The 13,572-nt window shown below is 69.9% G+C and carries 10 protein-coding genes and 1 pseudogene; 4 read left to right on the top strand and 7 right to left on the bottom strand.

Features of this window, described 5'->3' with window-relative positions; all coding sequences use genetic code 11:
* Positions 1–1,001 (bottom strand): annotated as a pseudogene (locus ABZU74_RS06495) (sugar-binding protein); the annotation flags it as partial.
* A gap of 581 nt (positions 1,002–1,582) precedes the next feature.
* On the opposite strand from ABZU74_RS06495, the gene ABZU74_RS06500 reads away from it, so the two are divergent.
* Positions 1,583–5,725 carry a LamG-like jellyroll fold domain-containing protein gene (locus tag ABZU74_RS06500; protein WP_355419167.1) on the top strand — a complete coding sequence of 1,381 codons (4,143 nt, stop codon included), beginning with the start codon at positions 1,583–1,585 and terminating at the stop codon, positions 5,723–5,725.
* A gap of 60 nt (positions 5,726–5,785) precedes the next feature.
* On the opposite strand, the gene ABZU74_RS06505 is transcribed toward ABZU74_RS06500, so the two are convergent.
* The 4 genes from ABZU74_RS06505 to ABZU74_RS06520 form a co-directional block, all read right to left on the bottom strand.
* Positions 5,786–7,075 carry a hypothetical protein gene (locus ABZU74_RS06505; protein ID WP_355419169.1) on the bottom strand — a complete coding sequence of 430 codons (1,290 nt, stop codon included), beginning with the start codon at positions 7,073–7,075 and terminating at the stop codon, positions 5,786–5,788.
* A 60-nt stretch (positions 7,076–7,135) separates the two neighbouring features.
* The gene (locus tag ABZU74_RS06510; protein WP_355419171.1) at positions 7,136–7,711 is read right to left on the bottom strand and encodes a WHG domain-containing protein; all 576 of its coding nucleotides are present in this window, start codon (positions 7,709–7,711) and stop codon (positions 7,136–7,138) included.
* Positions 7,704–8,504: an alpha/beta hydrolase gene (locus ABZU74_RS06515; RefSeq protein ID WP_355419173.1), complete on the bottom strand. Its 801-nt coding sequence runs from the start codon at positions 8,502–8,504 to the stop codon at positions 7,704–7,706. The genes ABZU74_RS06510 and ABZU74_RS06515 overlap by 8 nt, the downstream gene beginning before the upstream one ends.
* Before the next feature lie 106 nt (positions 8,505–8,610).
* Positions 8,611–9,531 carry a proline dehydrogenase family protein gene (locus ABZU74_RS06520; protein ID WP_355419175.1) on the bottom strand — a complete coding sequence of 307 codons (921 nt, stop codon included), beginning with the start codon at positions 9,529–9,531 and terminating at the stop codon, positions 8,611–8,613.
* A gap of 79 nt (positions 9,532–9,610) precedes the next feature.
* Between ABZU74_RS06520 and ABZU74_RS06525 the strand changes: the two genes are divergently transcribed.
* The 3 genes from ABZU74_RS06525 to ABZU74_RS06535 are packed head-to-tail and all read left to right on the top strand — an operon-like array spanning position 9,611 to position 11,690.
* On the top strand, positions 9,611–9,916 hold the full coding sequence (locus ABZU74_RS06525) for a hypothetical protein (protein ID WP_355419177.1): 306 nt from the start codon (positions 9,611–9,613) through the stop codon (positions 9,914–9,916).
* A gap of 1 nt (position 9,917) precedes the next feature.
* A complete protein-coding gene (locus tag ABZU74_RS06530; RefSeq protein ID WP_355419179.1) occupies positions 9,918–11,084 on the top strand; it encodes a glutathionylspermidine synthase family protein in 1,167 nt (388 codons plus the stop codon).
* Between the two features lie 18 nt (positions 11,085–11,102).
* Positions 11,103–11,690 (top strand): CGNR zinc finger domain-containing protein, encoded by a 588-nt coding sequence (locus tag ABZU74_RS06535; RefSeq protein WP_355419181.1) that lies wholly within the window; start codon positions 11,103–11,105, stop codon positions 11,688–11,690.
* Positions 11,691–11,719: 29 nt separating this feature from the next.
* Here the strand turns inward: ABZU74_RS06535 and ABZU74_RS06540 are convergent, their stop codons facing one another.
* Together ABZU74_RS06540 and ABZU74_RS06545 are read right to left on the bottom strand one after the other, a co-directional pair.
* A complete protein-coding gene (locus tag ABZU74_RS06540) occupies positions 11,720–12,526 on the bottom strand; it encodes a sugar phosphate isomerase/epimerase (protein WP_355419183.1) in 807 nt (268 codons plus the stop codon).
* A 75-nt stretch (positions 12,527–12,601) separates the two neighbouring features.
* Positions 12,602–13,546, bottom strand: a complete 945-nt coding sequence (locus ABZU74_RS06545) for a Ppx/GppA phosphatase family protein (RefSeq protein WP_355419185.1) — start codon at positions 13,544–13,546, stop codon at positions 12,602–12,604.
* Positions 13,547–13,572 lie beyond the last annotated feature (26 nt).

A 13,572-nucleotide genomic window follows, 5' to 3' on the forward strand; every position in this document is an offset into this window, starting at 1 on the left:
GAGGCGAACGTCTGCTCCACATACGACCGCGGCGTGGACCACCCATCGCCCACCCACGACGACTGCGCGTTCGTCGACGCCGTCTGCCCATCCACACTGCCCGAGTCGTACGACAACGCCACCGTCGGCACCAGATCCGACGCCGCCGGCGGCACCGTCACCGGATACGAATACGTGAACGAACCCGTACTCCCACCACCTGTCCACGACCCCGACGGCTTCAAGTCCGTCGCCGCGTACGTGCCTCCCTTGCCACCCTCCTCACCCGCCGCCGCGACCGCCGCCAACACGGTCACGCCGCCGGCCGCCCGGGCATGCGCGTCCGCCGCCATCGGCACCTCAGCCGACACCGACTTCGCCCCGGCGTCGTTCGACGACACCAACGGCGACGCCACCCGACACTCACTACGCGTCGGCGTCGTCAACGCACACGCCGGCAAGCGCACCAACCGCAACCGCGACCCGTAGTTACCGCCGAACGCCTCCGCGAACCCCGCGTAATCCACACCAACCCGCACCGAACCCGCGCCAGCGCCCGAGTCGACAGACAGCAGCACACCGTCCACCCCGGCGGCCTCGGCCACCTTGCGATCGGCGACCTTCACCTTCAGGCTGCGCGGAGCAGTCTTTCCTGTCACCGGCTGCGCCCAGACCGGCATACCCGCCAGACGCGTCTTTGTCTGCGCCGCAACCCGCGCCCCAGCCTCCGAGGCAGCTGGCAGGTCAACCTCGGCAGAGGCCGCCTTCGGCCACGCCGTCCGCGTCGGTTTGAAACTCGACTTCGCATCATCGGGCGGCGCCACGAACTTCGTCGGCAGCGGCTTCACACCCTTGACCGACTGCCCCGGCGACGTCGCCGGCGCCTTCGCCAACTCCACACCCTTCGGCTTCGCCACCGCTGGCGAACCCGACAACAAGCCCGCCACCAGCGACGCAGCCACGACAACCGCGACCGCGCGTCTGGGACGGGACAGCAGGCGTAAGCCCCCGTGTTCGTGCATTCGAACCTCACCTCTGCGAGAAACATGGAAGCCACGCAGGGTGACAGAACGCGCACCCCCGTGGCGCGAACAATGTTTCATGATCGGTCGCCACCGAGGTCACGACACGATAACGAAGGGTGCAGATCACAGGATCAAACCCGTAGCAGTAAGTCCGAAAGGGACAACTTGGTGTGACGATCGATGTTCCACGAGGACCGGGCGGGCTGCTTCACTGTTGCCGCCCGACGGATGCACTCCGCTCCGCCGGATGAACACGGGGGAGTAACTTCGCCATGCCCACATTCGGCTTACCGCAAGGAAGACCGCATCTGCGGCTTCTCGCGGCGGGCGTCGCCACCGGCGTACTCATCGCCATCGGCACCACACAACTGACCGTCTCACCAGCCGTCGCGGCACCGGCTAAGCCGGCTGCGAAGCCAGCCATCGACACACTCAGCGTGGACGAGGCAAAGTCTCAGGCAAGGCGGACCGGCAAGCCCGTCGAGGCAACCGGCGCCGGAACCTCGACGGCGACCTACACTGCCCGACCAGACGGCTTGGTCGAGCTGACCCAGACCGCGGTGCCAACCCGCACGCGAGTGAACGGTGAATGGAAGCCGCTCGACCCGACCCTGGTCCGGCATAGCGACGGCAGCATCACCGCGAAGACCACCACCAACCCCATCCGGCTGTCCGCCGGTGGCACCGAGCCCCTTGCTCGAATGACCAGTGGCGAGCGGGCGATGGCCATCACGGCGCCGATGGCCCTGCCCACGCCAACGCTGTCCGGCGCGACCGCGACCTACTCGGAGGTCCTTCCAGGTGTCGACCTGACCGTCCGGGTCGGCGGCGAAGGATCGTTCTCGCACGTCTTCGTGGTCAAGAGCCGGCAGGCGGCCGCCAACCCGAAGCTGGCCACCCTCGACCTGGCCACCACGACCACGGGCGTCACGCTCAGTGCCGATGCCGCCGGCAACATAGCTGGCCGCGATCGCGCCGGGCAAACGGTGCTCACCGCGCCGGCCCCTGCGATGTGGGATTCCACGAGTGCGGCCACCGTCCAAGCCGACTCGACCGGACGGACCGCCGCCTCTGCCGCCCCAGGCCGGGGCGCAAGGAGCGCCCCGATCGGCGTGCAGATGAGCGCCGGGAAACTGCGCCTGACACCGAACCGCTCGCTGCTCGATGACACCAAGACCGTCTATCCGGTCTTCATCGATCCGACCTTCAACTGGTCGTCGGCCGGGCCGGCCATGTCGGGCTGGGCCAGCATCTCCTACCAGCACCAGTCCACCAACTACTGGAAGAACACCCCCGACCCGATCGGGCGAATGCAGGTCGGAAACTCCGGTAGCCAGCGCTCGAACACACTGATCAACTTCGGGGTGCCCTACAGCACCCTCGCCAACGCCGAGATCGCGAACGCGTACTTCAAGATCACGAACACCAGGTCGTGGAGCTGCACCGACAAGACCGTCAACGTCTACGCTCCCGGCGCGACACTGTCCACGTCGAATGCCACCTGGGACTACTGGGAAGACCAGAGCAACGGCCCCCTCGCGGCCTCCAAGAGTTTCGCCTACGGCTACAGCGGATGCGGCGCGGCCGCTGTCTCCTTCGACATCACCGGCCAGATAAAGACCGATGTCACCAACAAGAGGTCCACCCGGACCCTACGAATGATCGCGGCCAACGAAGGCAGTGACTCCGAGAGCTGGAAGGAATTTCTGGAGACCAGCCCGACGCTGACCATCACCTACAACCACGCGCCCTCGGCACCCACCGGCCTCAGGACCGCACCGACGACGTCCTGCGGCGCTACCAGCCCGACGGTGGTCGGTGACACCGACGTCACGTTGTACGCGCCAGTTTCCGATCCCAACAAAGGCACTCTGGGTGTCACCTTTAAGCTATGGAAAGATTCTGACGCAGCCCAGACGAGCCTCATCCCCGCCGATCCCAACAGCTTGACGTACTCCTCAGGCAGCACGGCAGTGCAGATCGCACCGCGCGCGACCCTCGCCGCGGCCGCTGGAGTCACCTCCACAAGTAACGGCGTACCGACGACTTTCGCCTGGAAGGTTCAGGTCACCGATTTCAGGACCGCCAGCGCCTGGTCTACCACGTGCAAGTTCGTGTTCGACGCCACCAGGGCTGCCCCGCCCACGGTGGAAGAGCCGGTGACCAGCACCATCGGCAAGCCTGCCGTCGTCAAGGTCATGGCGCCCGCAACGGGTACGCGGCCGACAAGCTACGTGTACCAACTCAACGCTGCACCACCCGTGAATGTGCAAGCCGATGCGACCGGCAACGCCGAGTTCTCGGTAACTCCCACCCGCTTCACCAACACCATCGCGGTCACAAGCGTCACCGCTGGAGGGAAGAACTTCGGCGACACGACGCCGAAGATCTTCAACTCGGCCCGGCCGAGCACGCCGGCCGCCGACGGCGACATGAATGGCGACGGCCGTGCCGATCTGATCGTTCCCGGATCGACCCACAACCTGAAGCCAGGACTTTGGCTGGCCGAGAACAACGGTTCTGCCGCCCTCAATCCCGGTGTGACCAACATCGGCAACCGTGGGAACGGCTTCAGCGGCAACTACTCCCCCAGTGACTACGACGGTTCACAGGTGATCACGGGACGCTTCACCGGAAGTGGTTTCCAGGATGTACTGATCTATTATCCGGCCAACGGCACCGCAGGTGTCATCGCCGGCAACGGTGACGGCTCGTCGCTGACCCCCGAGGATGGCCTGTCTCAGTTCAATGTCAACGCCGATGTGCTCCTTGACGAATACGGACGTCGGCCGATCCAGCTCGCGAATGCGGGGGACGGCCGAGGGCTCGGCTACGACTTCCCGGACATGATCGGAACCAGCGGCGACAGCAGCACCGGGTACCAACTGACCTACTACCCCAGCTTCGGCGAGGCCTCCGGAGGCTTTCTCGGTACCACATCCACAGGCGCGCTGACCCCTACCGGCGGCGCCGACTGGAACAACTGGACCATCACCACCGCCCAGACGAGCACGGGGACCTCGATGTTCCTGTGGAACCGGAGCACCGGAGCGTTGTACCTGTGGTCCGACATCGCATTCAACCCGGACACCGGTCAGTTCTCGTACACCTCCTCGCGGGTTCTGCGTAGCTCTGGTTGGTACACCGGCGCGTCTCTGACCCTGCGGGCTGCTGACGCGAACACCGACGGCATCCCGGATCTGTGGGCCGTCAGTGCCGGCGCGGTCAGCTCACTCTGGACGGTGACGAACCTGCAGACCAGCAGCGCCACCATCACCGCCCAGCCGAAGCAGACGCTCATCACCTCGGATCACACGTGGCAGTTCGACGACCTGTCGGACACCGCGGTCACCAGCGCGAAGGACGTCTCCGGCGGCAAGTCCCTCACCGTGGAGGGCGGCAACGCCTACTGGCGGGGCGGCGAACTCTTCAGCCCGGCCCTGTTCCTCAATGTCGACAAGACCGGCACCGTCGTCGACACCTCGAAGCAGGGTGCGCTGACGGTCAACGAGCCATTGATCGACACCACCAAGTCGTTCAGCATCTCGGTCTGGGCCAAGCCCACGGCCGCCGGTGGTGTCATCGCCAGCGAGGACGGCGCGAACGCGTCGCGCTTCCTGCTCTGGAACAACCAGAGTGACAACACCTGGCGGTTCGGACTGGGCAACGCCGACAGCGGTTGGTCGTACGCCCAGGTGGTGGCGCCGGCCGGTACGGCGCTGGGGGTCTGGACGCACCTGGTCGGCACCTACAACGCCGAGACCCGCACGATCGTGCTCTACGTCAATGGGGTGATCAAGGGGAGCGCGACGTACGAAGCCACGCCCACGTGGCCGAGCACCGGCAAGTTCGTGGTGGGCCGCTACAAGTACCAGGGCGCGCCGACGGCGCACTACTCCGGGATGCTCAGCAACCTGCAGGTGTGGAAGCGGGCACTCACCCCCACCCAGGTCGGGGCGACAAACGTCACGAAGAGCGGCTCGCTCACCTCGGTAGGTGCCACCACCTGGACACCACCGGGCACCGGCACGAAGCAGACCGACGTCTACGCGACGGACACCATCGGCAGCTTGTGGCGATACCGCAAGGTGAACAACCAACTCACCGCACCCCGGCTGATCTCCTCGGGGTGGAGCCAGTTCACCTCTTTCGGCATCGCGGACATGGACCACGACGGCTACCAGGATGTCGTTGTCCGGGACAACGTCACCTGCGACCTACAGGTGTTCCTGGGCACCGCCGACGATCTGAGCCCCACGCCCACGTCCTACGGCATCGGGTGGTGCACCTACCGCCCGTTCGGGCTGGGCGACTTCAACAAGGACGGTTACCAGGACATTCACACCGCGGGCCCGACCAACGACATGTGGGTCTACCCGGGTGACCTGGCCGGCGGCCGGCAGACCCGGATCGACGTCGGCGACGGCTGGGACGGCCAGTACGCCGGGTTCGGTGTGGCCGACGTGGTGGGTGACACCACGCCGGAGCTGTACGGGCGGGAGATCGACACCGGCCTCCTGCGGGTGTACGACCTCCAGTCGAGGGCGATCACCCAGGTCGGCATCGGTTGGGCGTCCTTCACCTCGTTCGGGCTGACCGACTTCAACGGGGACGGCAAGCCGGACATCCTCGCCAGGGACTCCGCGGGCACTCTGTGGATGTACCCGGGGGCCGCGAACGGCAGCCTCGGCACCCGGTCGTCGATCGCCACCGGCTGGTGAACAACGGCGGTGGGTCGGGCATCCGCCCGGCCCACCGCCGTCGGCGTACGAACCGGCGGCTCAGCCGGCGGTGGCGCGGACGTACGCCACGCACTCGTCGTGCAGCGTCGACCACTGCTCACCGAACGCCTTCTCGGAGGCCGCGTCGATGGTCCGGCCGTCGTGCACCACTGTCTTGAAGAAGGTCAGCAGCCGCAGCGGCCCGTACCTGTCGACGAGGTGCCGAACGGCCAGGTAGCCGATGCCGTAGCTGGCGGCGACCCGTTCGGCGGAGGCGTCGTCGGCGGGGTTGACGCCCTCCAACTTGCCGTCCCAGCCGCCCCGGACCATCTTGCGGACGTCGGCGATCCCCTCGTACCGGTCGACCGCCTGGCCGCCGGCACCGGCGAACTCGGCCAGGCCCTCCACCAACCACCAGGTGAGCTTGCCCGGGTAGCCGCGCTCCGGTAGCGACGCGGCGTGGGTCAGCTCGTGTCGGAGCAGGTCGTCGGTGCCGCTGTTGGTGAGCCCTTCGGCGTTGAGCACCACCTCGTGGTGGCCGCCGCCCACCGTCACCGCGTAGCCGCCGGTCCATTCTGGGCGCTCGCCGCCGTACCAGCGCTGCCACTCGGTGCGCCCGGCGTAGAAGATCCGGTACCGGTCCGGCGGTGATCCGGTCACCGCGTACCCGTCGGCGACCTTGGCCGCCGCCTCGGCCTGCGCGAGCAGGCCAGGCAGTTTGCCGCGCAGTGCCGGGGTGGTGGCGACGATGGTCCGCGCGCCGATGGCGACCGCCAGGTCGCTGATCTCCCACGGCCGGGTGCCGGTTTCCACCGACTTGGATTCCTCCATCGCGACCATCAGGGGCTGGTCGCCGTTCTCCCGCCACCGGGTACCGATCAAAACAGGGCTGGGCCGGCAGTTCGGCGTGACGAAGCAGTACTGGAAACGCACCAGCAGCCGCCACTCGCCGGGCTTGCCGATGATCGGCACGGGCAGGCCACTCGGCTCGGCTCGCCAGCCGGTCACCTTGAGTTCGCGGAGGGCGGCGAAGCGTCGGCGCAGTTCGTTGTGGGCGGCGGGATCGGCGACGGCGAGGAACCCGGCGCGGTCACCGCCAAGGAGCGCCGCGGACTGCCGGTGGAGCTGGGCGGTGATCCGGTCGGACAGCCCGCGGGCCGCTGCGGTGGCCGGGTCGTCGGCCGCCGAGGCACCGACCCGGCTGACCGTGGAACGTGTGCCTGTCTCCCGGATCACCCCGACGACGAGGGCCGCCGGCAGGCCGCAGCCCAGCAGCAGGACGACCACCACGAGCACTGTCCACAGCGGCCAGAGCCGCCGTGGTGCTGGCTGCTGCACCTCGTCATTCACCCGCCGAAGGGTACGACCAATCCCTGAACGCGGCGAGGCCGCCCCGGACCGGCCGCCCGCTCACCCGCCGGTGCCCGGCCAGCAGCGGAACGAGATGTCCATGCTCGCGACCAACTGGTGGTACGAGCGGTCGACGTCGCGGGGCAGGCCGAAGCCGCCCGCGGCCTCCAGGGTCACGAAGCCGTGCAGCGCGCTGCGCAGCGCGCGGGTCGCGTCCACCGCGTCGTCACCGGTGAGCCCGTATCCGCGCAGCACGGCGAAGACGGCGCCGACCGCGCGTTCGCCCGCCTCGACGTGCTCCGGGTCGGCCGGGTCGGGCACCCGCTGCGTGGCCGGGTAGCGGCCGGGGTGCCGGAGGGCGTAGCCACGGTAGGCGTCCGCCAAGGCCCGGAGCGCGTCGCCACCGGAGCGGCCGACGGCGGCGGTGGTCATCGCGGTGGCCAGTTCGGCGGTGGCCAGGGCGGCCAGCTTCTGGGCCAACGCGTCCGCGCCTCGCACATGCTTGTAGAGGCTGGGCAGCGCCACCCCGAGCCGGCTGGCGAGCGCGGCGAGGGTGAGCTGCTGGAAGCCGACCTCGTCGGCCAGCCGGGCGGCCTCCCGTACGACGGTCTGCTGGTTGAGGCCGACCCTAGGCACCGGCGCACACCGCCAGGAAGCCGAGCAACTGCTCAGCGGTGCGCTGTGGCTGGTCGGCGTGTGGGTAGTGGCCGGACTCCTCGATCATCCGGGCCTCGGCGGTGCCGAAGAGCCGCCGGGCGGCCCGCGCCTCGGCGCCCGGGTCGGGGAAGTCCGGGTCCTTTGACCCCATCAGCACCAGCACCGGTTGCCGCACCTGCGGGGCGCGGGCGGTCCAGTGCGGCTCGGCCGATGCGATCACGCCGCGGGTGGCGGCCATCCGGCCGGGCTCGCGCAGGTTGGCGACCATCGAGCGGCGGTAGGCCGCGTCGTCGGCGGGCCGGTGCACCGGGAACAGGGTTTTGTGGAACATCCCGAACAGTCGGGGGCTGTGCAGCACTGACCACATCGCCATCCGCAGCAGCGGGTTGAGCTTCGGCTGACCGACGAACGCGCCGATCTGCACGATGCCGGTGACCAGCTCGGGCGCGTCGGTGGCGGCGAAGACCACAGCCGCCGCTGCGGACGAGCTGCCGACCAGCACGGCCGGACCGGCATTGAGGTCGCGGACCACGGCCAGCAGGTCCGCGCCGACCTCCGCCGGGGCGTACGTGGGCCAGCCGGCGCTGGACTCCCCGTGCCCCCGGACGTCGACCGAGGCGACCCGGTGCCCGGCGGCCACCAGCAGTGGCACGAGGTGTCGGAAGCTCGCCCTGTTCTCCCCCATGCCGTGCACGAGGACGACCAACGGGCCGTCGCCCTGCGCCTCGTACGCGATGTGTCCGCCGTCCCGCCGCACCTGGCTAGCTGTCATAGCTTTAAAGCTAAGCCACTTAGCCAACGGTGGCAAGTCGGATAACCGAAAAAGGCCGGCGGTGACCCGAGGGGTCGCCGCCGGCCCGTCGGCCGAGTCGGAGGAGTTACTTCTTGGAGATCAGGGCGCGGCCGAAGAAGACCAGGTTGGCGGGGCGCTCGGCGAGCCGGCGCATCAGGTAGCCGTACCACTCGTCGCCGTACGGGACGTAGGTGCGCACGGCGTAGCCCTCGCCGGCCAGCCGGGCCTGCTCCTCGGGGCGGATGCCGTAGAGCATCTGGAACTCGAAGCGCTCCGGCCCCCGGTCGAACCACCGCGCCCGGTCCTCACCGATGGCGATCATCCGCGGGTCGTGGGTGGCCAGCATCGGGTACCCGTCGCCGGACATCAGAATGTTCATGCAGCGCACGTACGACTTGTCCACCTCACGGGCCGACTGGTACGCCACCGACTCCGGCTCCTTGTAGGCGCCCTTGCACAGCCGCACCCGCGACCCGGCCGAGGAGAGCTCCCGGCAGTCCGACTCGGTCCGGCGCAGGTACGCCTGGAGCACCGCGCCGGTCGACGGGAAATCCTTGCGCAGCCGGCTCAGCACCTCCAGCGTCGAGTCGGTGGTGGTGTGGTCCTCCATGTCCAGGGTGACGGTGGTGCCCGCCGCGTCGGCCGCCGCGCAGATCGCCCGCGCGTTGTCGTACGCCAACTGCTCGTCGAACATCTGGCCGAGGGCGGAGAGCTTCACGCTCACCTCGGCGGCCGGGGTCAACCCCGCGGCGCCGAGCATCTTCAGCAGTTTCAGGTATTCGTCCCGGGTGGCGGTGGCCTGCTCGGGGGTGACGGTGTCCTCACCGAGGTGGTCGAGGGTGACCGCGAGGCCGTCGTCGACGAGCCCGCGGGTCGCGCGCAACGCGTCGTCGGTGGCGGCGCCGGCGACGAACCGGCGGACGACGTCCCGGGTGTACGGGGCGGTCGCGGCGAGCCGCTCGACCTGGGATGACCGGGAGGCGGCGAGGATGACGGAACGGAGCATGAGCCGAGCGTAACGCCCCTGCCAGGGCCCTCGCCGAGGGGCGGCCGGGGCACCTCGACCTGGGGGCGGGGCGGCGGCGGTGGCGTCCATCGGCTACAACGATGCCGTGGACCAACGCCCCCGCCCCCGCCGCCGGCTCCGGTCGGCCTCCGTGCAACTCGGCGCGCTCACCGCTCTCGCGCTTGCCCTCTCCGGCTGCAACATGACCTCGGACGACGACGATGACGACGACTGCGCCCTCGGGCCGGTCGGCGGCGGCGACACCGTCGCGCTGGCGATGCGGGTGAGCGACCCGGCCGCCGGTCGCACCACCCCGGAGCCGACCACAGCGGCCCTGCCCGAGCGCGGCGGGTTCGGCACCCACCTCGCCGCCTGCGGCGGCTGACGTGCGCCGCGAGACGGTCACGCCACGCCCCGACTGGGACGCCACCATCCGGTCGCAGGGGCTGGTCTACGTCGACACCGAACTGCCCGACGGCGGGATCATGTCGTACTGGGACGAGACCGCCGCGTACGCCTTCGACCTGGACGAGGTGCTGCGGCTGGAGGAGGCCACCGAGGAGCTGCACCGGATGTCGGTGGCCGCCGCCGAGCACGTGGTGGCGCAGCGCCGGTACGCCGAGTTCGGCATCCCGGAGTGGGCGGCCGAGGCGGTGGCCCGATCGCTGCGCGAGGCGCCACCGACCCTCTACGGGCGCTTCGACCTCGCGTACGACGGCAACTGGCCCCCGAAGATGTTGGAATACAACGCGGACACCCCCACCGCGCTGGTCGAGGCGAGCATCATCCAGTGGTACTGGCTGGAGCAGACCCGGCCGGAGCTGGACCAGTGGAACAGCCTGCACGAGCGGCTGGTCGGCGCCTGGGCCAAGATCGGGGCCGGGTTGCACGACCCCCGGGTGCATGTGCTCTGGTCGAACGAGGAGGAGTCCGGCGAGGACCACATGACCGCCGGCTACCTCGCCGAGACCGCCCGGCAGGCCGGCCTGAGCGTCGAGCTCCAGCCCATCCAGGACATCGGCTGGGACGGCCGGCGCTTCGTCGACGCCGACGACCACCCGGTGACCACCTGCTTCAAGCTCTACCCGTGGGAGTGGATGCTGGCCGAGCCGTACGGCCCTGCGGCCCTGGCCCCGGGCACCCCGACCACCTGGATCGAGCCGGCCTGGAAACTGCTGCTCTCCAACAAGGCGCTGCTCGCGGTCCTCTGGGAGCTGTACCCCGGCCACGAGTACCTGCTCCCGGCGTACCTCGACTCTCCGCGCGGCATGCCGGAGTACGTCGCCAAGCCACTGCTCGGCCGCGAGGGCGGTTCGGTACGCATCGTCACCGCCGATGAGGAGATCACCAACCCGGGGATCTACGGCGACGAGGGATGGTGTTACCAGGAGTTCCGGGCGTTGCCGCAGTTCGCCGGCAACCGGATGGTGCTGGGCAGCTGGATCGTCGACGGCGAATCGGCCGGCGTGGGGGTGCGGGAGAGCGCGAGTCTGATCACCGACGGCTACGCGCGGTTCCTGCCGCACTACATCGACGCGCCGCGCACCCGCTGAGTCGTCTACCGTTGGGGTGTGAACTTCGACGCGTACGCCCGGACCGGCGTTGACCTGGTCAACGCCCGCCTGGACGACCTCGACGACCTGCGGGCCCTCTTCCCCGACGAGAACGCCTGGATGCGCGACGAGGTCGCGGACCGGGACGTGGCGATCTTCCGCCGGGCGCAGAAGCGGTTGCGCGACGTCTTCGAGTACGGCACCTCGGGGCGGGACGCCCAGGCGGTCACCGAGCTGAACGCGCTGCTTGAGGCGTTCCCGGTGCAGCCGCGCATCTCCGGGCACGACTCCAGCGACTGGCACATGCACGTCACCAGTCGGGGTGCCTCGGTCAGTGCCGAATACCTGGCCGGCGCGGTCTGGGGGCTGTCGGTCTGGCTGTGCGAATACGGCAGCGCCCGGTTCGGGGTTTGCGCCGACGAGCGGTGCGGCAACGTCTACCTGGACACGTCGTCCAACTGCTGCCGGCGGTTCTGCTCGGAGCGCTGCGCCACCCGCTCGCACGTCGCCGCGCACCGCGCTCGCAAGCGGGCGGCAGTCGGCGAGCAGGTGACTGTCGCCCAACAGCCGACCTCCACCGCCGATTCCCTCTCACCGGTCAGCTGACACCGCCGCCGCCCGTCGGCGCGGACGGCTCAGGCGTCGACGGGTGACGACGCGGTCAGGTGCTGGCGGGCGAACTCCAGCGCGGCGCGCAGGTCCGCCTCGCGCACCGCGCGGCTCTTCGCGCCCCGGGTGGCGACCTCCACCGCCACCGCCCCGGTGAAACCCCGGCCGGCCAGCGAGGAGAGCAGCTCCCCGCAGGGCTGGGTGCCCCGCCCGGGCACCAGGTGCTCGTCGCGGCCCTCGCCGGTGCCGTCACCGAGGTGCACGTGCGCCAGCCCGGCGCCCATCCGGTCGGCCATCTCCAGTGGGTCGCTGTGCGAGGCCGCACAGTGCGACAGATCCAGGGTGTACGACGGGTAGCCGGCGTCGGTCGGATCCCAGCCGGGCACGTACGGGACGAACTGTCGACCCGCCATCCGCACCGGGTACATGTTCTCCACCGCGAAGCGCAGCCCGGGGAACCGGTCCGCGACGGTGGCCAGGCCCTCGGCGAAGTTGCGCGCGTAGTCGCGCTGCCAGGTGAACGGTGGGTGCACCACGACTGTCGGCGCGCCAAGCGTCTCGGCCAGCTCGGCGGCCTTGCGCAGGCGCTCCCACGGGTCCGGGCTCCACACCCGCTGGGTGACCAGCAGGCAGGGCGCGTGCACCGAGAGCACCGGGACGTCGTAGTGCGTGGAGAGGCCGCGCAGCGCGCCCGCGTCCTGGCTGACCACGTCGGTCCAGACCATCACCTCGACGCCGTCGTAGCCGAGCGCCGCAGCCAGCTGGAACGCCGCCGCGGTCGGTTCGGGAAAGACCGACGAGCTGGACAGGAGGACGGGAACGCGGGAAGTCACATCAGTCAGCGTAGCTTGGCAGCGCCGGGGGCATCGTGACGAGCGCCGGCAAAACGGCTGAAAACGGCCGTTGGATCAGATCGGCTCGAGTTGATCGAGCCGGCGGAGGATGACGCCCTCCCGCAGCGCCCACGGGCAGATGTCCAGCGAGTCCAGATCCAGGCGGCGCATCACCGCCTCGGCGACCACGGCACCGGCCAGCAACTGGTGGGCCCGACCGGTGCTGACCCCCTCCAGTTCCATCAACTGCGCCGGCGGGATGTGCCGGATGAAGCCGATGACCTGCCGCAGGCCGGCCCGGGTCAGGCTGCGTCGCGCCCACAGCCCGGCGCCGGACGGGGCCGCCCCGGCCAGTCGGGCCAGCGTGCGGAACGTCTTCGAGGTGGCCGCCGTACGGTCCCAGCCGACCTGGGTGATCTGGTCGACGACCTTGTCCAGCCGGCCGTCCACGTACTCCCGCAGCTTGTCGACGGCCTCCGCCGACGGCGGGGCCGCACTGGCCGGATCGACCCGCAGCCGCTCGCGGGTCAGCCGACCGGCCCCGAGCGGCAGGGAGACAGCGACGTCCGGATCCTCGTCGATGCCGGCGGCGATCTCCAACGAGCCGCCACCGATGTCCAGCACCAGCAGCCGGCCCGCCGACCAGCCGAACCACCGCCGCACGGCCAGGAACGTCGACCGCGCCTCGTCCGCGCCGGAGAGCACCGCCAGGCGTACGCCGGTCTCGTCCCGGACCCGGGCCAGCACCTCGGCCGCGTTGGTGGCGTCGCGCACCGCGGACGTGGCGAACGCGATCAGGTCGTCGGCCTCCAACCCGGCGGCCGCAGCCTTGGCCATGCCCACCGCCTTGACCAGGCCGTCGGCGGCCGCCTCGGTCAGCGCGCCGTCCGGGCCGATCTGCTCGGCCAGCCGGAGCACCACCTTCTCGGAGTGCGCCGGCCACGGGTGCGCGCCGTGGTGCGCATCCACCACAAGGAGATGCACAGTGTTGGATCCGACGTCGAGGACACCCAGTCGCATGGTGAAGACCCTAGGCGCAACACGTT

This window comes from Micromonospora sp. NPDC005171, assembly GCF_040608575.1.
In the GTDB taxonomy this organism is placed as follows: Bacteria; Actinomycetota; Actinomycetes; order Mycobacteriales; family Micromonosporaceae; genus Micromonospora.